20 protein-coding genes are annotated in these 21,748 nt (G+C 66.7%); 16 read left to right on the forward strand and 4 right to left on the reverse strand.

The features are described 5' to 3' along the window. Positions 1-783 precede the first annotated feature (783 nt). The 6 genes from ACSQ3D_RS09395 to ACSQ3D_RS09420 all read left to right on the forward strand — a co-directional run bounded on the left by ACSQ3D_RS09395 (position 784) and on the right by ACSQ3D_RS09420 (position 8,362). Positions 784-1,146 (forward strand): hypothetical protein, encoded by a 363-nt coding sequence (locus tag ACSQ3D_RS09395; RefSeq protein WP_056412345.1) that lies wholly within the window; start codon positions 784-786, stop codon positions 1,144-1,146. A gap of 302 nt (positions 1,147-1,448) precedes the next feature. Further along, a complete protein-coding gene (locus ACSQ3D_RS09400; RefSeq protein ID WP_436126675.1) occupies positions 1,449-1,952 on the forward strand; it encodes a sigma-70 family RNA polymerase sigma factor in 504 nt (167 codons plus the stop codon). Beyond that, complete coding sequence (locus ACSQ3D_RS09405; protein WP_436126676.1) at positions 1,939-2,961, forward strand: FecR family protein; 1,023 nt, start codon at positions 1,939-1,941, stop codon at positions 2,959-2,961. Before ACSQ3D_RS09400 ends, ACSQ3D_RS09405 begins: the two co-directional genes overlap by 14 nt. Before the next feature lie 97 nt (positions 2,962-3,058). Then, entirely contained in the window at positions 3,059-5,515 is a 2,457-nt protein-coding gene (locus tag ACSQ3D_RS09410; RefSeq protein ID WP_436126677.1) for a TonB-dependent siderophore receptor, read from the forward strand. 14 nt (positions 5,516-5,529) lie between these two features. After that, the gene (locus ACSQ3D_RS09415; RefSeq protein ID WP_436126678.1) at positions 5,530-6,771 is read left to right on the forward strand and encodes a PepSY-associated TM helix domain-containing protein; all 1,242 of its coding nucleotides are present in this window, start codon (positions 5,530-5,532) and stop codon (positions 6,769-6,771) included. Positions 6,772-6,925: 154 nt separating this feature from the next. Then, the gene (locus ACSQ3D_RS09420; protein ID WP_436126679.1) at positions 6,926-8,362 is read left to right on the forward strand and encodes a hypothetical protein; all 1,437 of its coding nucleotides are present in this window, start codon (positions 6,926-6,928) and stop codon (positions 8,360-8,362) included. 76 nt (positions 8,363-8,438) lie between these two features. Here ACSQ3D_RS09420 and ACSQ3D_RS09425 read toward each other — a convergent pair whose 3' ends face one another. Then, on the reverse strand, positions 8,439-9,209 hold the full coding sequence (locus ACSQ3D_RS09425) for a GNAT family N-acetyltransferase (protein WP_436126680.1): 771 nt from the start codon (positions 9,207-9,209) through the stop codon (positions 8,439-8,441). Between the two features lie 248 nt (positions 9,210-9,457). Here ACSQ3D_RS09425 and ACSQ3D_RS09430 point away from each other — a divergent pair, with 248 nt between their 5' ends. The 6 genes from ACSQ3D_RS09430 (at position 9,458) to ACSQ3D_RS09455 (ending at position 14,324) form a co-directional block, all read left to right on the forward strand. Further along, positions 9,458-9,853, forward strand: a complete 396-nt coding sequence (locus ACSQ3D_RS09430; RefSeq protein WP_436126681.1) for an MAPEG family protein — start codon at positions 9,458-9,460, stop codon at positions 9,851-9,853. Beyond that, a complete protein-coding gene (locus ACSQ3D_RS09435; protein ID WP_436126682.1) occupies positions 9,850-10,170 on the forward strand; it encodes a hypothetical protein in 321 nt (106 codons plus the stop codon). The genes ACSQ3D_RS09430 and ACSQ3D_RS09435 overlap by 4 nt, the downstream gene beginning before the upstream one ends. A gap of 145 nt (positions 10,171-10,315) precedes the next feature. Beyond that, the gene (locus ACSQ3D_RS09440; RefSeq protein ID WP_056412063.1) at positions 10,316-11,017 is read left to right on the forward strand and encodes a response regulator transcription factor; all 702 of its coding nucleotides are present in this window, start codon (positions 10,316-10,318) and stop codon (positions 11,015-11,017) included. Next, positions 11,014-12,495, forward strand: a complete 1,482-nt coding sequence (locus ACSQ3D_RS09445; RefSeq protein ID WP_436126683.1) for a sensor histidine kinase — start codon at positions 11,014-11,016, stop codon at positions 12,493-12,495. The genes ACSQ3D_RS09440 and ACSQ3D_RS09445 overlap by 4 nt, the downstream gene beginning before the upstream one ends. Positions 12,496-12,508: 13 nt before the next feature. Then, positions 12,509-13,606 carry an ABC transporter ATP-binding protein gene (locus tag ACSQ3D_RS09450; RefSeq protein ID WP_436126684.1) on the forward strand — a complete coding sequence of 366 codons (1,098 nt, stop codon included), beginning with the start codon at positions 12,509-12,511 and terminating at the stop codon, positions 13,604-13,606. 31 nt (positions 13,607-13,637) lie between these two features. Next, positions 13,638-14,324: an HAD family hydrolase gene (locus ACSQ3D_RS09455; protein ID WP_436126685.1), complete on the forward strand. Its 687-nt coding sequence runs from the start codon at positions 13,638-13,640 to the stop codon at positions 14,322-14,324. Positions 14,325-14,707: 383 nt separating this feature from the next. On the opposite strand, the gene ACSQ3D_RS09460 is transcribed toward ACSQ3D_RS09455, so the two are convergent. Beyond that, positions 14,708-15,250, reverse strand: a complete 543-nt coding sequence (locus ACSQ3D_RS09460) for a DUF1697 domain-containing protein (RefSeq protein WP_436126686.1) — start codon at positions 15,248-15,250, stop codon at positions 14,708-14,710. A 307-nt stretch (positions 15,251-15,557) separates the two neighbouring features. Here ACSQ3D_RS09460 and ACSQ3D_RS09465 point away from each other — a divergent pair, with 307 nt between their 5' ends. Continuing rightward, positions 15,558-16,514, forward strand: coding sequence for an AEC family transporter (locus ACSQ3D_RS09465; protein ID WP_436126687.1), 957 nt, complete (start codon positions 15,558-15,560; stop codon positions 16,512-16,514). 66 nt (positions 16,515-16,580) lie between these two features. On the opposite strand, the gene ACSQ3D_RS09470 is transcribed toward ACSQ3D_RS09465, so the two are convergent. Then, a complete protein-coding gene (locus ACSQ3D_RS09470) occupies positions 16,581-17,141 on the reverse strand; it encodes a hypothetical protein (RefSeq protein WP_436126688.1) in 561 nt (186 codons plus the stop codon). A 220-nt stretch (positions 17,142-17,361) separates the two neighbouring features. Beyond that, positions 17,362-18,003 (reverse strand): pyridoxamine 5'-phosphate oxidase, encoded by a 642-nt coding sequence (pdxH, locus tag ACSQ3D_RS09475; protein ID WP_396507141.1) that lies wholly within the window; start codon positions 18,001-18,003, stop codon positions 17,362-17,364. 115 nt (positions 18,004-18,118) lie between these two features. Here pdxH and ACSQ3D_RS09480 point away from each other — a divergent pair, with 115 nt between their 5' ends. The 3 genes from ACSQ3D_RS09480 to ACSQ3D_RS09490 all read left to right on the forward strand — a co-directional run bounded on the left by ACSQ3D_RS09480 (position 18,119) and on the right by ACSQ3D_RS09490 (position 21,654). Next, positions 18,119-18,691 carry a TetR/AcrR family transcriptional regulator gene (locus tag ACSQ3D_RS09480; protein WP_436126689.1) on the forward strand — a complete coding sequence of 191 codons (573 nt, stop codon included), beginning with the start codon at positions 18,119-18,121 and terminating at the stop codon, positions 18,689-18,691. Between the two features lie 189 nt (positions 18,692-18,880). Beyond that, positions 18,881-19,342 (forward strand): (2Fe-2S)-binding protein, encoded by a 462-nt coding sequence (locus tag ACSQ3D_RS09485; RefSeq protein ID WP_056166251.1) that lies wholly within the window; start codon positions 18,881-18,883, stop codon positions 19,340-19,342. Between the two features lie 23 nt (positions 19,343-19,365). Next, positions 19,366-21,654, forward strand: coding sequence for a molybdopterin cofactor-binding domain-containing protein (locus tag ACSQ3D_RS09490; RefSeq protein WP_436126690.1), 2,289 nt, complete (start codon positions 19,366-19,368; stop codon positions 21,652-21,654). Positions 21,655-21,748: the final 94 nt, after the last annotated feature.

A 21,748-nucleotide genomic window follows, 5' to 3' on the forward strand; every position in this document is an offset into this window, starting at 1 on the left:
TTTTAACAAAATTCAACTGTTTGCAATAACTGGATACAAGTCATAAAATCCTCGGTGAAAACCCTGGTTTGAGACCCAGCACCTGATCAAAAACCGATCGTCCCCACGGCGTCCCGCGCCGGGCGTTGGGGGATCGGGCCATCCGGACACCCACCCGCGCCGCTGACGAAGCTTCGTGGGGGTCTGTCCGCCGACATCCGGCACTGCCATATGGGGCGAGGGGATAGGTCCCCGTCCACCAACCCCGATGTCCAGATCAGCCACTTTCCCCCTTTATTACCGAGCCGACCGTCGATGCCCGTACCCGAAATTGCCGTCCTGGACCTGACTTCACGCATTGGCGGCTACGCGCTGGCCCAGCTCGGTGTGACCGGCACCACCGGCCACGGCGCCTGGGAAAAGATGCCACTGGGCGGTGTGGCGGGGTCTCCGGAGATCAGCTGGTACCGGCCTGCCAACGTGCCGGATCTGTCCCAGCTGCCAGCTCAGCCCGACGCCGTGGCCATCCTGGTGGGCCCCGGCGCCTTCACCATGCTGCCGTCGGTGCTGGCGCTGCAGCCGCTGCTGGACGCGCGGGCGGTGTGGTTCTTCCTGCTGCCCAACGCCGTGATGGAAGACATGGAGATCGCCAAGTTCCTGCGCACCCACCCGCGTGCAGGGGTTCACAAATACCAGTTGCCCAACAGCGACCCGCAGACGCTGTGGTTCGTGCTGATGGAGCAGGTGGGCAAGGTCAAGACGGTCAATGAGTATTTCAACGAAGAGAAAAAAGGCACAGACGGTATGAGTTCGAATCTGAAGAGTTCCATGGACGCAGCCATGACGATCGACGGCGCACTGGCCGTGGCGCTGGTGGACTACCGCAGCGGCATGTGCCTGGCGCAGGCCGGCAGCGGCATGAACCTGGACCTTGCCGCCGCGGGCAACACGCAGGTCGTGCAGGCCAAGCTCAAGACCATGGAATCCTTGGGCATCCGCCGCGGCATCGAAGACATCCTGATCACGCTGGCCGAGCAATACCACCTGATCCGCCTGATCCCCAACAACGAAGGGCTGTTCCTGTACCTGGTGCTCGACCGCAGCAAGGGCAACCTGGCCCTGGCCCGCTACCGGCTGACTGACCTGGAGCGGTCGCTGAAGGTTTGAGACAGCAGAGCAAGCGGCTGTCGTCCGCTCTTTCGACCTTGAATGCGGGTATCAGTCAAGAGCGGCGGCTGAGGTGACTGCGCAGACAGGCGCACTCTGGAAATTCTTGGCGGGGTGGTCGGCCTCATGCTCAAAGCGAGAAGGCCGGTTAAAAGGTTTGAGTAGCCGATGACCCTGGAGTATCTCCGGTGTACCTCAGGTCTGTGCCTCAGCACAGAGCGCCCTTCGGCACACGAAGCATTGCGATCTACAATAAGAACAATTCTTATTCTCAAACATCACTTCGCGTCTCCGAGGTCACCGTGTCCGCCAACGCCATCGGTATTCAAGATCAAATCCAGACGCTCTATGTGGATCACCACAGCTGGCTGCAGGGCTGGTTGCGCAAGAAACTGGGCTGTTCTCATGGCGCTGCGGATTTGACGCACGACACCTTCGTGCGGCTGATCACCTCCCGCGTACCAGCTCAACTGGATGAACCCCGTGCCTACCTGACAACCGTTGCACGCAACGTGCTGCTGAACCACCAGCGACGCCAGCGGCTGGAGCACGCATGGCTGGCCGAACTGGCCCTGGTTCCACCAGCACTCACGCCCTCCGTCGAAGACCGGGCCATCGCGCTGGAGACCCTCATGGCCATTGACGCGTTGCTGGACGGAGTGTCCGTCAAGGCGAGGAGGGCCTTTTTGCTGAGCCAACTTGACGGCATGACTTACGCCGAAATCGCGCTCGAAGTCGGCGTGTCCGTCAGCAGGGTGCGGCAGTACATGGCAGACGTTTTGAAGCGGTGCTATGCCGCGCTCTGATGCAGCCGACCTCCATCGGCCACCGAGCCAGGGTCTGGTTTCTGGGCTGAGCACCCCGGACGCCTCGGACCCGATCGCCGCGCAGGCCGTCACGTGGGCCGTGCAGTTGCGCTCGGGCGATGCAAGCGCTGCGGACCGTATGGCTTTCGACCACTGGCGGCATGCAGATCCCCGCCACGAAGCGGCTGCGGCGCACCTGGAGCGCGCACTCGGGACGATCGGGAACCTGCCTGCCGGGCTTGTGCCACGCCAGGCCATGCGTAAGAGCTTGCTCGCCAAGCCTGCAAGGCGCCAGGCGCTGCGCAACACCCTGGGTTTGGTCATTGCAGGGGCGGGCGGTGGCCTGCTGTGGTCTCATGGGCGCCGCCCCCTGTCGGCATTGGGTACAGACTTTTCGACTGGCACCGCAGAGCGCCGCGTCTACGCCCTGCAAGACGGCAGCCGCTTGTGGCTGAACGCCCGCAGCGTCGTGGACCATGTTTTCGATGGCACAAGCCGGCATTTGCACTTGCGGACCGGAGAGCTGATCGTCGAGGTTGCCCGGGACCCCCTCGGACGGCCTTTTGTTGTCCATACAGAGCAAGGGCATGCGCAGGCACTGGGTACCAGGTTTCTCGTGCGCCAGGATGCCGAAAGCAGCCTGGTCGCTGTGCTGCACTCCAGCGTGCATGTCTCATCCCTGGCGGGCATGTCCTTGACACTGCATGAAGGCGAGAGTGCCCGGCTTACTGCACACGGCGTCCAACCTGAAAAGCTGAGCCCCAGCGCTGCTGCTGCGTGGGAAGACGGCTTCATCGAGGTGCACGACCGCCCGTTGCAGGAGGTGGTGGATTCGCTGCGGCCCTACCACCCTGGCATGCTGCGCGTCTCGCCGCAGGCAGCACGGTTGCGCGTGACGGGCAGCTTTCCCCTGGAAGATGTCAACCGCACTCTCGATGCTCTTGTGCAGGCCTTGCCCATCACCATCCAGCGCCGCATGGGCTGGTGGGTGACCATTGACGTGACCTGATTCTTTTCCACGTCGCCCTGTCACTTTTCTTCGGTCGGGGTTCATGGTTGGTGAGTACCTCACTTTTCAGCCATCTACATCCCTCCGGAGAAACTGCATGCATCCCTGGAAAAGCCTCGCCTCGCCCAAAAGGCCCCTGCACCCGTTGGCACTGGCTGCCTTGCTCGCGGCAAGCGCCGTGCCGGTGATGCCGGCAAGGGCCCAGCCGACGTGCGCAAACTCGGCAGCCGACACCGGCGCGCTAGCCAGCTACAACCTGCCGGCCGCCGCTCTGGACGCCACCCTCACAGGCATTGCGCGCAAGGCCGGCAAGGTCATCGCCATGAACCCCGCACTGGTCCAGGGTCTGCGCAGTGCGCCTGTGCAGGGCAGCCTTACCTTGGAACAAGCGTTCAGCCAGGCGCTGGCGGGGACCGGGCTGGAGGCCACACTCGGTGCCAACGGCAGCTATCTTTTGAGAAGAACACCTGCGGTCTCATCCAGATCCGACGCGGGGGCCTTGGCGCAAAAGGGATTGTCCACTGTGACGGTCACGGCGCAAGCCGAGCAGGAGTCCCCGACCGGGCCCGTTGCCGGTTATGTCGCACAACGCAGTGCGACTGGGACCAAGACCGATACGCCCCTTATCGAGACGCCGCAATCCATCTCGGTGGTGACTGCCGAGCAGATGCAGGTGCAGAAGGCGTACACGCTTCAGGATGCGCTGGGCTACACCGCAGGGGTGGCCACGCATGTGGTGAACTCCGACCCGCGCAGCGCAGACTCCATGCTGCTGCGGGGTTTCGAGGCGGTACCTGAGTCCGGCAACTTCTACCGTGACGGCATGCGCTACATGACGACCATCTTCGGCGGTAAGCAGGAACCCTATGGCCTGGAGCGCCTGGAGGTCGTCAAAGGCGCCTCATCCGTCCTGTACGGCACCGTTGCGCCGGGCGGCCTCGTGAACTCGGTGAGCAAACGCCCCACATTGACCCCGCTGCGCGAAGTGAATCTGGAGTACGGTAGCTTCAACCGCAAGCAGATCTCCGCCGACTTCGGGGGGCCCCTGGACGACAACGGAGTCTGGTCCTACCGGCTGACCGCCTTGGTGCGCGACAGCGACACACCAGTGGATTACACCCGTGACGACAAGACCTATATCGCGCCGGCGCTGACCTGGCGCCCTTCCAACGACACGTCGTTGACTTTGCTGGCGAACTACCAACGCATGCGTACCAGCAGTGCCGGTGCATTGCCAGCCGAAGGTACGCTGCTGCCCAACCCCCTGGGCAAGCTTCCCCGGGACCGTTTCCTGGGCGAGGCGGGCCGCAATGATTTCAACAACGACACGAGCAGCATCGGCTGGCAGTTCGACCACGCTTTCTCGGACAGCTTGAAGTTGCACCACGGTTTCCGGTACCTGAAGAACGACCTCTTCAACCAGTACGACCTGGGCTTCGAGCCCGCCGACCACCGCACACGCAACCGCCTGGGCTGGACCTTCGACGACCGTGCCACCGTGACGACCACCGACACCCACCTGGAAAACACGGTCACCACCGGCGCCGTCCGCCATGCCATCCTCACCGGCTTCGACTACAGCCGCGACACTTACAACAGCGACCGCCGCCTCGAATCACTGGCGCCCATCGACATCTTCCAGCCGGTCTACGGCAAGCCCGCACAGTCATTCATCCGCAACGAAAATCCCCGGCGCAAGAACGAGCGCTATGGCATCTATGTGCAGGACCAGATGAAGATCGCCGAGCGCTGGGTGGCCGTCATCGGCGGCCGCCAGGACTGGGTGCGCAGCCAGGAAAAGGACCTGAGCCAGGACCCTGTCGGCGACCGCCGCAAGGACGATGCCTTCACCGGCCGCGCCGGTGTGGTGTACCTCGCGGACAACGGCATCGCGCCGTATGCCAGTTTCAGCCAGTCGTTCGAGCCTGTGAGCGGGTCGGACCGTGGCGGCAGCCGCTTCAAGCCCACGACGGGAGAGCAGTACGAAATCGGGGTGCGCTACCAGCCCAAGGACGGCAATATCATGCTGAGCGCTGCCGTCTATGACTTGCGGCGCCAGAACATCACGACGCCCGACCCGGTGGACAGCAGCTTCTCCGTGCAGACCGGCGAAGTGCGCTCCCGCGGCTTCGAGCTGGAGGCCAAGGCTGCGCTCACACGCAATTTGAACCTGATCGCAGCCTACAGCTACACCGATGCTCGCGTCACCCAGAGCAACAGGCCAGCGGAGGTGGGTACGCGATTCCGTGCGCCGTTCGAACTACTGTCCCTGTGGGCGGACTACGGACTGGGCGAATGGAGCCTGCCAGGATGGAGCATCGGTGGCGGCGTGCGCCACACCTCCAACAACCCGGGCTCCTTCAACGGCGGCAAGGCAACCCCGGGCTTTACGCTGTTCGACCTGCGTGTCGCCTACGAGCACGGCCCGATGAGCTATGCCTTGAACATCAAGAACCTGGCGGACAAGACGTACATCTCGGGTGAGTGCTACTTCTACGGCTGCCGCTATGGAGACCCGCGCACCGTGACTGCCACGGTCAGCTACCGGTTCTGACGCACGCAGCCAGGATGCGCCCTGCGCTCGTGCGCCTGCACCGGTGGATCGGATTGGCCACCGCCCTGTTCCTGGGCGTGGCCGGCATCACCGGTAGCCTGCTGGCCTTCAAGGATGAGCTGGAGGGATTGATCAACCCCCGGCTTTTCATCGTCGCTGCCATCCCCAGCGCCGCGATGATCGACCCGCTGGCGCTGCGCGATCAGGTGCAGGCCCACTTTCCGCAAGCACGGGTCGACCAAGTGCCTTTCCCGCGCCCTGGCGCGTCGGCACGGTTTTTCTTGTGGCCCCGACCGGAGGCTGCCGAGGCCAGTCTGCCCGCGCTGGAGGTGGACGAGGTGTTCTTCGACCCCTATACCGGCGCGTACCTGGGCGGCCGCAAATGGGGCCAACTCCTTGATGGCGGCGTCTGGCGGCGCGAGAACATCGTGCCCTTCATCTGGCGCTTGCACGAGGCGCTGGCACTGCCCCATCCTTGGGGCAAGCTGTTCATGGGCGTGGTCGCGCTCCTGTGGACGCTCGACTGCTTCGTAGGCGTTGCGCTGACCTTGCCCAGTCGGTCGCCTTTCTTCGCACGGTGGAAGCCCGCCTGGACCCTGAAGCCCGGCGCCTCCACCTTCCGACGCATCTTCGACCTTCACCGCGCCTTCGGTCTCTGGTGCTGGCTGCTGCTGCTCGTCTTTGCGTGGTCGAGCGTGATGCTCAACTTGAGGACCGCGGTGTACCAGCCGCTGATGTCCCAGGTCTTACGGTTTGAAGACACCGCGCTCCGCCCGCTGGCCCAACCCGACTACCACCCGCGATTGTCCTGGCGCGAGGCGCACACCATCGGCCAGGCTTTGCTGCAAGGCGAGGCTGCACGGCGCGGCTTTCAGATCCACGCGCAAGACAGCCTCTGGTACCGGCCCGCACTGGGTGCGTACCTCTATCGGTCCCACACCGCACGCGACATCCGCTCGCACGGCGCGGCATCGGATGTCTGGATCGACGCAGACACGGGCAAGATGATCGCGATCCACCTGGAGCGCGACGCTGCCATGGGCAACCTCGTCTCCGAATGGCTGCGCGCGCTTCACACGGGGCGGGTTTTCGATCCCGTCTATCGCGTCATCGTCGCCGCGCTGGGCGTCGGCGTGGCGATACTGTCTGCCACCGGTGTGTGGATATGGTGGAAGAAGAGGGCTGCGCGGACAAAAGCGCAAGTTGCAACACAGCTCAATGCGCCTGGTGCCGAAGAACTATCCAAACAGCGGTGATGGTCGTCCTTTGGGAATGCGGCATCAACTACTTGCGATCGGCCTGACACAGCTATTCGTTCACCACGGCTAACTGCTAAAGAGCCAGTTCGAGCCATGTCGGTTGGCCGTTCACTAAGCACTACACTACTTTTCCCCCAGCGCCCAGCACGCCATGACTGCCTACACCTGCCACTGGATCGAAACGGCCCCCCAGCGCAAGAACAGCGCGCCGTTGCTCATACAGCTCACGCTCCATCCCAACGGCTATGACGGACAAGCGTATTGGAAGCGGCAGGAGGCGCGCACGTCGGCCGAGCGTTTCAAGATGGTGGAAGACCTCGTCTTTCCCGCAGAGGGCGGGCCGCAGGCGGTGCTGCAGCGATTCGTCGCCTTGCGCGCAACGTTGGCGGGCAGCGGCTTTGAAGAAGTGGTGGCACCGGACAGGGTCTATGGGCCTGCCAGCATTGCCGGCCACCGTCCCAAGACCCGCGACGAGTGCCTGATGGATCTGGCGGCGCTGCACACCGAATGCGGCGACAACGATGGCTCGCTTGAGCTGCTGCAGCAATGCCAGCACAGCGAGGGTGCGTGGTTCTGGCATACGGCAGCGCGGCGTGCGCACGCCAACCGCGCACGCGCGAACCCGGACGCAGCTGCCGATGACGATGACGATGACGACTGGGCCGCCGCTTTGAACCACTGCGTCGCCATCATCACCAGTGCCGAGCAACAAAACACCGGCCCGTTTTACATGCACACCGGCAGCAGCAGCTATTACTTCGGCGACAGCTATGCGGGTGCACCGGCGCAACTTGCCGCTGCCGCGCAGACGATGGCCGAGTACGCGCTGTGCATTGCCAACGAGCCCGAGCAGGCACTGCAGGCCATTGCCTTGGCCGACAGCACCAGCAGCGGCACAACGCAGATACAGCAGTTTCGTGTGACAGCTCTGCTCCAGCTGGGACGCACCGCCGAGGCTCACGCGTGCCACCGCAAATGGGGCTTGCGCATGCCTGACGTGCTTGACGACCCCGTCTACCAGAACTACATCCAGCGCGAAGCCGCGCAGGCGAACGACGCCGAGCGCCAACGCATCGGTGCGCTGCGATTCGAATATGCCCAAGGAGAGAGCGCCACAGCGGCACAGCTCGATCCGCTGCGCGAGCACTTCCCCGCAGTGCTGGACAACGCAGCCTGCGCCGCATATGTGCACTGGATCAGCGCCCCCGACCAGCCGCACCAACTGACGGTGGTCGATGGCGAGTACCGCCAGTCCTACCAGCTGTTCAGCATTCCGCAGGTGCTGGAGAAGCACGCAGAAATCATGGATTGGCTCGGCCTGCACGACGACAGCTCGCCCGAGTTGGCCGCCGAGATCCGCCAGGCCATCGCCAACGACGGGATCGACCCGCTGAGCATGCTGCCCATCGTGGGCGACGAGAACTCGAGCGACTGCTTCTTGCTGCGCACCGCGGGGCCGGACGTCGGTGCCGTGTACTTCTGGTCGCACGAAGAATCTGCCCTTTTCAATCCCATCGTGGCAGGCGCAGAGCAGTTGTTCGCGTGGCTGCGCGCACAGGCAGAGTCGGGGTACACGTTTTCTTTGTGACCCACGTGGCTGGTCGATGTCCATGACGCCGAGGCGCCGTGACTGCGCTGCAGCAGAACGTCTCTTCGCCAGTGACCTACGAACCTTCACCTCGCTGCTGCGCAGACATCAGTACCGACCGCGATGCAACCTGCCTGTAGCCATACTTGGCATAGAGGCCGTATGACATGACCTCGGGCCCGGGCGCAAGGCAGGCCTGACGGGCGCCCAGCGCCCGCGCCTTGTCCTCCAGCGCACGCATCATGGCGTGGCACAGTCCCCGGCGCCGGTGCTCAGGCACGCAAAACACGTCCGAGATATACGCAGCTTCACCGGGAAGGGTGATCAATTGCCCTTTGGCGACGACCTCGGTCTCCACAAGTGCAAAAAAATTGTGGATTCCGCTATCGCGCGCGGTACCGGGGTTGGAGATGCCCAGCACCGATGCATAGCGAGCCATGTCCCTGGCATCGAGCACTTCATGAATGCGGACACCTTCGGGCGTGGGCCTGCTCCACACGTGCACCAGCGCGCGGCTCAGGAGCGGGCTGACCCAGGCCTGCGTGTAGCCGATGTCAAGGAAAGGCTGGTCGAATGGAGACTCGCGCTCAGGTTGGTCAGCGAACAGGTTTACGACATGGTTGCGGTGTGAAGCAGCCATCGCCAGAACCTCGCGAACACTGGTGTCCCCGCCGTCAGTGCAGAAGAACTCTGTGGCGTAGTTAAACCGCCGAGGCCAAGGCCATTCATGCGCTTCGGCGTAAGTGATGGCGGTGGTGCCTCCCCGCTCCGCCAGAGAAGCTCCGGCTTCGACACCTTCGCGGTGCGCCAGCGAACGGACGAAAGACTTGACGATTTCGTTCGGCATGATTTGCAGTTGTTTTGGCCAATATCGCTTGCCAATCAAGCGGATACAGCTATTTTTTTGATAGCAAAGTGGATATATCTGGGGACACGGTGCACCGGTTGGTGCGCGACCTGGGGTGGACCCGATTTTTACCCGCGCGCGCCAAAGCACAATCCAGGTTGCCAGGCCACGCGCCCATCCCTATCCACCCACATCCACGCGTTGCTTGCCGGCGCCAGCCCACCATGCCCAACTTACTGCTCTACCCCATGGCATTGCACGTCGCACTGGCCGCTCTCCTGTATGCCTTGCTCACTGCAGTGCGCGCCCCCACAGTCTGGGGTATCGGCTGCAATCCCGATGGCTCCAACCCGTGGGCGGCCATGGAGCGGCGGGTGAGCGCCAATTTGTCCAACCAGTTCGAATGGCCGCTGTTCTTCTACGTGGTGTGCCTGCTGCTGTGGCAACTGCAGGCCGTGGATACCGTGCAGGTCGCGCTGGCCTGGACATTCATCGCAGGCCGCGTGGCGCACAGCCTGGTGCAGGTGTTCACGTCCCATGTGCGGTTGCGTGGCGTCGTTTTCATGGTCAATTTTCTGGCGGTGCTGGGCATGTGGGGCTGGCTGGTCGTGGGGCAGTGGGGATGGGCGGGGCGGGTGGGATGACGCACACCGAGCTTCACGAACTGTTGGCGGGCCACTTCGGGCTGGTGCCCGAGCCCATCGACAACGGCGTATCGCGCACGTACTTCATCCGCGAGGTGCAGTGGCATCCGCAGCGAAGCACCCGGGTGGTGCGCGTGCTGGCGGGCACTGCGGCGCAGGCTGCGCGCATCCAGCTGTGCGCCTCATCGGACAACAACAACACCGTGCTGATCACGGCGCCGTTCAGTGCCGAGCGCTTGCGCGGGCTGCTGGCGGAGGAAATCTCTCTGGTCGAGGCGCGGCTCGCCACCGCGGGCGCGGCAGGGTCGTTGCGGTGAGCCAGGCAGGGACAGCCAGCGCGTCGCCTGTCACGACAGCAGGCCTGCCGTCGCCCTGCATCCACCCGCTTTCGACTTGCTTTCACCCACCCTTGGTGAAAGCACAATGGCAGCCCCTGTGCGCACGCGGCATGATCCCCTGCTTATGAAACTCCTCCTGGTCGAAGACGATTTTGATCTGGCCGGCGCCCTGAGCCGCAGCCTGGCGGCGCGCGGCTTCGAGGTGCTGTGCTGTGCGGACGGCAAGGAGGCGCTGGCGGCCGCCCGCCGCACCGTGTTCGACGTGATCACGCTCGATTTGTCGCTGCCCGGGCTGGACGGCCTGGAGGTGCTGCGCCGCCTGCGGGACGGCGGCAGCACCACGCCCGTGCTGGCGCTCACGGCCCGCGCGGCGGTGACGGACCGGATCGCGGGGCTGGAGGCGGGCGCCGACGACTACCTGGCCAAGCCGTTCGACCTGGACGAGCTGGTGGCGCGCCTGCGGGCGCTCACGCGGCGGGTGGGGCGCGACGGGCAGTTGCGCTGCGGCACGCTGTACCGCGAGCCGGGCAGCGGGGTGTTCTACAACGATGCGTTGCCGCTGGATTTGTCGCAGCGCGAGGCCGAGCTGCTGCGGCTGCTGATGTCCCGCGTGGACCGGGTGGTGAGCAAGGAAGAGCTGCGCACGCAGGTGTTTGCCGACACCGGCGAGCAGCAGGTGCAGGCCGACGCGGTGGAGGTGGTCGTGCACCGCCTGCGCAAGAAGCTGGTGGGCACCAATGCCGAGATCGTGACCCTGCGCGGCGTGGGCTACCTGCTGTGCGACGGCGACAGCATGGCCGCGCAAAAGGGCGGGGCGCCCCGGTGACGCCCAGGCGGCGTCGGTGGGGTGCGTGGCACGGGCCGCGGCGCTGGCAGCCGCGCGGCGGCTCGCTGCGGCGGCTGCTGGTGGTGTGGCCGCTGGCGGCGCTGTGGGGCCTGGTGGCGCTGTTCACTGGCGCATATGCGGTGCAGCAGATGCGCACCAATGCCGACTGGCAGGACAACACCCTGCGCGTGGCCCTGCTGGCCTGGCCGGCGGGGCAAGGCACCGACAACGACAACGACGCCGATACCGGTGCGCCAGCCTACGCCACGCCATCCGTCCGGCCGCAGTGGTTGCGCGAGACCCGGCTGGGCGGCGAGCGCCTGGCCGGCAGCGCGGCGGTGCCGCCCTTGCTGTCGGTGCACGAACTCGGCGCGCCCGGGCAGGTGCACTTCTACCTGGCGGAGATCGACGGCCAACTGGCCCGCGTGGGCGCCACGCTGTACCGGCCCGCAGGGGTTGCCGCCGGCGGCGAGCCCGTCGTGCGGCAGGTGGCGCGCCGCTGGAACGAGCGCCTGCCCACCCTGGGGCAGATGCTGGACAACCCGGTCTTGCGCGCCGTCTACGCCCTGGCGCTGGCGATGAGCGCCGTGTCGGTGGCGCTGGCGCATGTGGCGTCCGCCTGGCTGCGCCGCGCGGATGCGTCGCTGGAGCGGCCGGCGGGCGCGGCTGTGGCGCCGTACGAAGGGCCGTCCGAGCTGGCGCCTGCCGTGGTGCACCTGCGCACGCTGCAGGCGGGGCAGAGCCGCTGGATCGAGGAGCAGCGGCGCTTTCTGGCCGACGCCACGCACCAGCTGCGCACCCCCATGGCGGTGCTGCGCACGCAGCTGCAGTCGGCCATCCATGGCGACGTGTTGCCGGCCGACGCCTTGCAGCAGATGCTGCACACGGTGGACAGGGCCTCGGGCCTGGCCAACCAGTTGCTCAGCCTGAGCAAGGTGGAGCAGCTCAAGCGCATGGGCGAGCTGCCCTGCGTGGACCTGAACGCCGTGGCGCGCGAGGCGGTGATGGAGCTGGCACCGCTGATCGCCGCCAAACGCCTGGACTTTGCGCTGGAGGGGCCCGACCTCTCGGTGCCCGGAGACGCTGCCTTGCTGGGCGAGCTGATGCGCAACCTGCTGGCCAACGCGATCCACCACACACCGGCGCACGGCCGGCTGGGCGTGCTGCTGCGCGACAGCACGGGCTGGCGCGAAATGCTGGTGTGGGACGAAGGCCCCGGCATCGAGGACGGGGTGCGCCAGCGCCTGTTCCAGCCGTTTTCTGCGGGCAAGGGCGGCGTGGGCCTGGGCCTGTCGATCTGCAAGCAGATCGCCGAGTCGATGGGCGCCGAGGTCACCCTGTTCAACCGGCAGGACGCGGGGCGGGTGGTGGGCGTGGATGCACTCGTGACCTGGGGGCCGTCGGCGGCGCCGGGGGACACGGGCGCCACGCTGGCCCCGGGCGGCCTGCCCGCAGCGCCAGGCGCCGCGCCTGCCTGAGGAAACCACTGCTATGACCCTGTCTTCATTCCCACCGCCCCTGGCGTCCCACGGCATCGAGTTCCAGGGCGTGTGCAAGCGCTTTGGCACCGCCGACAGCGACCCGTTGGTGGTGGACCACATCAGCTTTGCCGTGCCCCGGGGCACGCTCACCACCATCCTCGGGCCGTCGGGCTGCGGCAAGACCACCACGCTGCGCATGATCGCCGGGCTGGAGTCGCCCACGGCCGGGCGCATTTTCATCGACGGCCACGAAGTGACCACCCTGGGCCCGGCCCAGCGCAATGTGAGCCTGGTGTTCCAGAGCTATGCGCTGTTTCCGCACATGAACGTGATCGACAACGTGTGCTATGGCCTGCGCATGTCGGGCCTGGGCAAGGCTCAGGTGCGCGAGAAGGCGCGCGCCATGCTGGACACCGTGGGCCTGCACGGGCTGGACCAGCGCCGGCCCGCAGAGCTGTCGGGCGGCCAGCAGCAGCGGGTGGCGCTGGCCCGGGCGCTGGCGCTGGAGCCGGCGGTGCTGCTGTTCGACGAGCCGCTGTCCAACCTGGACGCCCGCCTGCGCCGCGCGATGCGCGAAGAGATCCGCACGCTGCAGCAGCGGCTGTCGCTCACGGTGGCGTACGTGACGCACGACCAGAGCGAGGCCCTGGCGGTCAGCGACCAGATCATCGTGATGAACAAGGGCGCCATCGCCCAGCGCGGCGCACCCAGCGAGCTGTACGAGCAGCCCGCGTCGGAGTTCGTGGCCGGCTTCATGGGCGAGGCCATGCTGTTCGAGGGCGCCAACCAAGCCAGCCAGACCCCCGGCGGCGCCCCGGGCCATGCCGACCTGGGCCCGCTGCGCGTGCCGTCGCCACCCTCGCTGGCCTCCGGCCCGGTGAAGATCGCCGTGCGCCCCGAGGCCTGGATCATCGGCCCGGCCACCACGGCGGGCCTGGCCGCCCGGCTGACCAAGCGCACCTACCTGGGCAGCATCATGGAATACACCTTTGCCAGCGCGCTGGGCGAGATCTTCGTCGTCTCGCCCCTGGTCAAGGCGCCGCTGGATGTGGGCGCGCCGGTGAGCCTGACGCTGGCGGACCACGGCGTGTCCGTGGTGGCTGGCTAGACCCGGATGAACTGCAACAACCAACTCCGCAATGACTGAACCCATCCCCCTCGTGCCCGCCCACCGCGCGCCCTGCACCGTGGCGATTTTTGATCTGGACAACTGCCTGCTGGACGCCCGCGCCATGGGCACGCTGTTCGAGTCGGCCTTTGTGGCCATCCGCCAGGCCAACCGGGGCACCCTGTCGCCCGAGGTGCTGGAAGAAGCCATTGGCGAGTGCTGGTACACCGCCTTCGACCTGGTGGCCGAGCGCTTCGGCTTCAGCGCCGCGATGCGCGACGCGGGCTGGCGGGAGTTTTGCCGCATGGAGATGCGCCCGCCGCTGTCGGGCTACGCCGACATCGGCCTGTTGCCCGGCTTGCCGGTGCGCAAGTACCTGGTGACCAGCGGGTTTCGGCGGCTGCAGCAGAGCAAGATCGACGCGCTGGGCATTGCGCCCTGGTTCGAGCGCGTGGTGGTCGACGCGATCGACGAGCCCGGGCCGCACGGCAAGGGCCGCATCTTTGCGGACATCCTCGCCCAGGAAGGGTGTGCACCCCGGCAGGTGCTGGTGGTGGGCGACAACCCGCTGTCCGAGCTGGGCGCGGGGCGCGCGCTGGGCATGGTGACGGTGCAGACCGTGCGGCCCGGCGTCAGCCCCTGGGACGGGGCCGACCACCAGGTCATGGGCCTGGAAGGGGTGGCGCGGCTGCTGTCGGCGGCGCCAACCGCGCAGTAACGGCTGGGCGCTATCGGCCGGGCCGCGCTGGCCGCAGCGTCAGCAGCGTCAGCAGATGGCCGAGAGCGAGTCCACGATGTGCTGCTGGCGCCGGGTCAGCGCCGCGTAGCCTTCGCGGATCAGCCGCTTCACGGCCGCGTGGATCTCAAGTTTTGTGTACAGCATGGAGCCCTCCGGATGTCGTGGTGTACGCCCGGCTCCACCGCCCGTCACCAACGGGGGCAGGGAAGGGCGCCCTGTGCGCGCTGACTTGTGGCGGTGCCGAAGCGCCCAGGGGGCGGGCCGCGGCAGGCGCCCAGTCAGCCCCGCCAGCTTGCCAGCCTGCGCGCAGGGCAAACGGCCAAGGAGACAGGCAAACCCCGGGCAGTTCGTTCCACGGGCGGTCACGCATGGCGCTCCAGCAGCCGGCACAGCGTGCCCCAGGTGCGGGTGGTGGCGGGCAGGCCGAAGAGCTTTTCGGCCCACACGTTGGGGCTGCCCATGGTCAGGCCGTGCGCGTGGCTCACCGACAGCAACGCGGTGTCGGTGTACAGCAGCACCTGCACATCGCCGCGGGCGTTGCTCTGCGGCAGGCCGGGCAACACCTGCGCGTGGTCGTGCAGAAAGGTCACGTAGAAGTCGTACACGGGCGGGCTCTTGCTCAGGCCGGCAAACGGGTCGCGGGAGCGCAGGGACAGCAGGCCGGGCATGTCGCGCAGAAAGACGGGCTCGTCGAACCCGCGCTCGTGCACCAGCATCGTCTGCACCGCCCGCAGGACCTGGCGTGCGGGCCGCACACCGCGTGCGGTGAAGGCCACCGTGCCGTTGGTCTGGAACGATGCCGCCTCGCCCGCGCCGGCCCGCGTGAAGATGCTGTCGAGTTCAGCGCGCGACGGCGCGGCGCCGTGGCCCAGGTTGAGGTTGCGAAAGAAGGCGGCGAACTTCATGTCGATGCGCGCTGTGGCGGCTGCTGGCTGGCACTATAGGGCGCTCCAAAGCGTGTTGCACCTGTGGCGCCGGCCCCTTCAGCGGGCGGCGCATGCTGGCCTGTGGGTGGCTGCATGCCCGGGTGAATGCCAAAAACTGAAGAAAAATGGCACCTACCGCTTGATGGGATTGCGGGAGCAGCTATTCAATTCATAGCAAAGGCTGTGATGCACCTGCGGCAGAGGCCACAATACCGGCCGCGGCCACCACCGGCCGCGCTGTCGTCCACCCCTTTGCCGGCCGCCCCAGCGCGCCGTGCCGCCCACCGTGAACTCGCCCGTCGTCACCTCGCTGCTCCCCGTCATCCTGTTCATCGTCATCGGCTTCTACACGGGGCGGCGCGGGTGGATACGGGCCGAGGCCGTGAAGGACCTGGCCAACCTCGTGTTCATGGTGCTCACCCCCGCGCTGCTGTTTCGCACCATGAGCTCGGTGCATGTGCAGGACCTGGACTTCGGGCCCATCGCCATCTACTTCGCAGCGGCGATGCTCGTCTTTGGCGTCACCATGGCGGTGCTGGGCTTCTCCAGCCTGGCGGCGGCGCGCGCGCTGGCCAACACCTTCAGCAACACCATCATGATCGGCGTGCCGCTGGTAAGCCTGGTGTTTGGCGAGGCCGGGCTGGTGACGCTGTTCACCCTGATCTCGGTGCACGCACTCATCCTGCTGACCGCCGCCACCGTGGTGTTCGAGCTGGCCTCTGCGCGCGAGCATGCGGGCCGCGCCGGGGGCACGCAGCAGGCCATGTGGCGCACGGTGCTGCAGGCGGTGCGCAACGGCATCGTGCACCCGGTGCCGCTGCCCATCATCGCGGGCCTGCTGTTTGCGCAGACGGGCCTGACCATCCCGGCGGTAGTGGACAAGCCCATGCTGCTGCTGGGCCAGGCGCTCGGGCCCATCTCGCTGCTGCTGGTGGGCGTAACACTGGCGTTCACCAAGGTGGGCCACCATTTCAAGGCGGCGCTGCGCATTGCGGTGGTCAAGTGCGTGGTGCACCCGCTGGTGCTGGTGGCACTGGCCTGGGCGCTGGGCCTGTCGGGCATGCCGCTGGCGGTGATGATCGTGGCGGCATCGCTGCCGGTGGGGGCCAACGTGTTCCTGTTCGCCCAGCGCTACCAGGTGGCGGAGGACGAGGTGACCGCCAGCGTGGCTGTATCCACGGCGCTGGCGCTCATCACCATGCCGGTGGTGATCCTCGGGGTGACGAAGTTCTTCGCCGTGTAGGCCGCGGCCGGCGCAATTGCTGCCTGTCGGCAGCAAGGCAAACCGGCCGGGTCGATGCGAGGCGCCTTATCGGGCCGCGTAGGGCAGCGACGAGTGGTGCACTACGATGCGCAGCTGGCCCGCATCGTCCTTGGCGAAGCTCCAGGTCTTGTCCACCGTGGTGACCGTGCCGTCCGGCCCGGTGAAGCGCACGTTGCCCATGGTCATGGCCACGTCGCCAGAGATGTAGACCGCAGCATTGTCGACATCGCACTTCTTCCAGCCCTTGAGCGCAAAGCCGGTGTCGTTGGGGTAGCTGGGGTTGCCGCCCACAAAGTACGCCAGCGCGCCGGCGCGGTCGGTGCGGAAGGTCTGCGGCGCCACCGTGAGCGTGGGCTTGAACAGCACGGCGCCGAACTGGTAGCCGTAGGCGCTGTCGATCACCTTGGCCGCGAGCGCAGTGGCGGCAGCGACGCCGTCGCGCTGGTGGACGGCACTGATGTCGAGCAGCGCCTTGCACCAGTTCTGCTGCGCGGTCAGCACTTCGGCCTCATTGATCGCGTGGTTGACCACGGGTGTCTTGGCGTGGGCTTGCAAAGAAGCGGTGGTGACGAGGAGAGCGGCCAGTGCCAGGCGGTTGATTTTCATGGAAGTTCAATGGTTGTGAGTTGTTGACGCCGACTGCGAAGTCAGCGGTTCCCATTGAACCGGGCAGGGGTGGACAGAACGTGATGCGCCCATGAACCGCGACGAAGCGGGACATGAACGGAAGATGAACAGGGGCCCCACCGCCCTTGGGTTCCCGTGCGCTCCCGTGCGCTCCTATGTGCGCCCTTGGCGCGCCCCGGGTGGGGCGGCCAGGCCTCGCTCAGGGTGCGAGGCGCTCCCGCACCCACTCGCCCTGGTCCAGGCGGTAGCGCAGGCGGTCGTGCAGGCGGCTCTTGCGGCCCTGCCAGAACTCCCACTGCTCGGGCTGGAGGCGGTAGCCGCCCCAGTGCGGTGGGCGCGGCGGCTTGAGCAGGAACTGCGCGCCGTACTTGGCGGCATTGGCCACCAGCACGCTGCGGCCGGGGATGACCTGACTCTGCGGGCTGGCCCAGGCGCCGATGCGCGAGTCGAGCGGGCGGCTGTGAAAGTACGCGTCGCTTTCCTCGTCGCTGACCTTTTCGACCGTGCCTTCGATGCGCACCACGCGCTCGAGCTCCACCCAATGGAACTGCAGCGCGGCGAACGGGTTGCCGCCGATCTGGCGGCCCTTGCGGCTGTCGTAGTTGGTGAACCAGACGATGCCGCGCTCGTCGTAGCCCTTGATGAGCACGATGCGGGTGCTGGGGCGCAGGTCGCTGCCCACCGTGGCCAGCGTCATGGCGTTGGGCTCGGGGATCTCGGCCTTGATGGCCTCTTGCAGCCACTGGTCGAACTGCTGCAGCGGCGCGGCGTGCGAGGCGTCTTCGTTGAGTTCTGCGCGCTCGTAGCTCTTGCGCAGGTCGGCGATGGAGTGCGTGGTCATGGCAGCGATTGTGCATCGCCCGTACCATCACGCCTTGCGCTACGGCAGGCGTTTGCGCCGGGCTCGGCACCCGCTGGTTGTGGCCGAATGATTATTCGCTTATAGTCGCCCCGCCATGAAACCCAAGGACGATGAGAAACAGCGCGCCATTGCGCAGGCCACCTTCGACCTGGTGGCCCGCACGGGCCTGAGCGGCCTGACCATGGCGGAGATCGCGCGGGCCGCGGGCATTGCCACCAGCACGCTGTACGTGTACCACCCGTCCAAGGACGAACTCATCAGCCAGCTCTACCAGGACGCCAAGACCGTGACGGCCACGCGCCTCATGGAGGGCGTGCTGCCCGACATGCCCTACCGCGCCCGCGTGCGCCGCAGCTGGTGCAACCTGCTGCGCCACCGGCTGGACCAGTATGCCGAGGTGGTGTTCCAGGAGCAGTACTACAACTCGCCCTGGTTCACCGACGGCAACCGCGAATTCTCCACGCGGCTGATGGCCGGTTTTTTTGCGCTGATGGCCGAAGGGCAGCAGCAAGAGATCCTCAAGGCCGTGCCGGTGCCGCTGCTCACGGCCAGCTTTGTCGGCTCGGTGCGCGAGACGGCCAGTCTGATCCGATCGAAGACGCTGCCCGACGACGACGCCGTGCACCAGATGGCGTTTGCCCTGTGCTGGGATGCACTCAAGGCATGAAGGCCCTGAGCGCCCGTGAATGCAATGCGCGACACCGCCCCGACAGCCTGACCGCCAGCACAAACTCAGAATTTCGGATTTAATCGAATAAATATTCTCTTAAAAAAACGAGAAAACCAAGCGGCGATACAGCCGTACCTGATTGCGCCGTCTTTTGCAGGCGCTGACCTTCACCCCTGGAGTCCCACGATGCCCACCCTGAACATCAATGGCAAAGACACGCCCGTCGACGCCGACGAATCCACCCCCATCCTCTGGGCCCTGCGCGACACGCTGGGCATGACCGGCACCAAGTTCGGCTGCGGCCAGGCCTTGTGCGGTGCCTGCACGGTGCACCTGAACGGCGCGCCGATCCGCTCGTGCATCACGCCGATCTCGGCGGCGGCGGGGCAGAAGATCACCACCATCGAGGCCGTCACGGAGAGCGACAAGGTGGGCAAGGCCGTGCACGCGGCCTGGGTCAAGCACGACGTGGCCCAGTGCGGCTACTGCCAGAGCGGCCAGATCATGAGCGCCACCGCACTGCTCAAGGGCAAGAAGAAACCGAGCGACGCCGACATCGACTCCGCCATGGCCGGCAACGTCTGCCGCTGCGGAACCTATGTGCGCATCCGCGCCGCCATCCACGACGCCGCCAAGACGCTGGCCTGACCCAAGCACCGAAGGAGAACACCATGCATTTCGACCCTCAAGTGGTAGAGGCTGCACGCAGCAGCATGCCAAAGAACCTTCTGGCGCTTATGGACAGGGCGCAAGGCGCTACTGATTCAGGAGCAGACGACGCCATCGACGGTGCCGGCGGCTTTGCACGCCGCACCTTCCTCAAAGTCACCGCAGCCTCCGGGTTTGCGCTGGGCGCCTTCCCGCTGGCAGCCACCGCACAGGGTGCGGCCGCTGCGGCACCCGCCGGGCTCAAGCCCTTCGAGCAGCCCTCGGCCTTCGTGCGCATTGACGCTGATGGCACCGTCACCGTCACCATCAACCGCCTGGACTTCGGCCAGGGCGTGCAGACCGGCCTGCCCATGATCCTGGCCGAAGAGCTGGACGCGGACTGGTCCAAGGTGCGCAGCGTGCACGGCGATGCCAACCCGGCCTATGTGGACCCCGCTTTCGGCATGCACATCACCGGCGGCTCCGGCTCCATCAAGAACTCGTACACCCAGTACCGCGAACTGGGCGCGCGCACCCGGGCCATGCTGGTCGGAGCCGCCGCCGCGCAGTGGGGCGTGGACGCATCGGCGCTGCGCACCAGCAACGGCTTTGTGGTCGGCCCGGGCGGCAAGAAGCTGGGCTACGGCGCGCTGGCTGAGGCCGCGATGAAGCAGCCCGTGCCCGAGAAAGTGGTGCTCAAGGACCCCAAGCAGTTCCGCCTGATCGGCAAGCCCACGGGCCGGCTCGACGCTAAGGCCAAGTCGAGCGGCCGGCAGGACTACGGCATCGACGTGCGCCTGCCCGGCATGCTCACGGCCGTGGTGGCGCGCCCACCGGTGTTCGGCGCCCGGCTCAAGACGCTGGACGACTCGGCGGCCAAGGCCGTCAAGGGCGTCAAAGCCGTGCTGCGCGTGCCCACCGACCGGGGCGGCGAAGGCGTGGCGGTGGTGGCCGATGGCTACTGGGCTGCCAAGCAGGGGCGCGATGCCCTGAAGGCTGAATGGGACAACAGCGGCGTCAAGCCCACCGACTCCGCGCAGCAACTGGCGCAGTACCGCGAGCTGGCCGCCAAGCCCGGCCTGGTCGCCATGCAGGCCGACACGGCGCCGCTGGCCAGCGCACCGCACAAGATCAGCGCCGAGTACGTCTTCCCGTACCTGGCGCATGCGCCCATGGAGCCGCTGAACTGCACCGTCAAGCTCGACGGCGATAAAGCTGAGCTGTGGATGGGCACGCAGATGCCGGGCCTGGACGCCATGGCCGCTGCCAAGACGCTGGGGCTTGAGCCGCAGAACGTCAAGGTCCACACCCAGATGGCCGGTGGCGGCTTCGGCCGCCGCGCCATCCCCACCAGCGACTACGTGGTGGAAGCCTGCGGCGTGGCCAAGGCCGCGCGCACGGCGGGCATCACCGCCCCGGTGCGCACGCTGTGGAGCCGCGAGGACGACATCAAGGGCGGCTACTACCGCCCCATGCACGTGCACCGCGCCGAGATCGGCTTCGACGCGCAGGGCAAGATCCTGGCGTGGGACCACACCATCGTCGGGCAGTCCATCACCAAGGGCTCACCGTTCGAGGCCTTCATGGTCAAGAACGGCATCGACGCCACCGCCATCGAGGGCATGAAAGAGCCCTACAACGTGCCCATGAAGCTGTCGGTGCACCACCCCGAGGTGAACGTGCCCGTGCTCTGGTGGCGCAGCGTGGGCTCCACCCACACCGCCTACGCCATGGAAACGCTGATCGACGAAGTGGCCCGCACCACCAACCAGGACCCGGTGGCCTACCGCCTGGCGCTGATGGGCGACAAGCACCCGCGCCACAAGGCGGCGCTGCAGCTGGCCGTGGCGCAGTCGGGCTACGGCAAGAAGAAGCTCGCGGCGGGCCGCGCCTGGGGCGTGGCGGTGCACGAGTCGTTCCAGTCGGTCGTGGCCTATGTGGTCGAGGCGTCGGTCAAAGACGGTACGCCCAAGCTGCACAGCGTGACGGCCGGCGTGCACTGCAACCTGGTGGTGAATCCGAAAAGCGTGGAAGCGCAAGTGCAGGGCGGGGCGCTGATGGGCCTGTCGATGTGCCTGCCGGGCGCGGCCATCACCCTCAAGGATGGCGTGGTGGAGCAGAGCAACTTCGGCGACTTCGCCGTGCCGCGCATCACCGACATGCCCCAGGTGGCTGTGCACATCGTGCCCAGTGCCGAGCCGCCCACGGGCATGGGCGAACCGGGCCTGCCGCCGCTGGCGCCGGCGTTCGCCAACGCGGTAGCGCGGTTGACCGGGAAGACACCGAGGGCGTTGCCGTTTCAGTTGGCGTGAGAGGGCCCAAGCGCCGGGCCGGGAGCGAATAGGCGGCCGAGTCTTTCGGGCGTCAGGTGGCCGCGCGCCCGGCGCGCCACCCTTTGTCCAAGGT

It is taken from the genome of Acidovorax sp. LjRoot117 (assembly GCF_964252695.1).
Classification (GTDB): domain Bacteria; phylum Pseudomonadota; class Gammaproteobacteria; order Burkholderiales; family Burkholderiaceae_C; genus Acidovorax.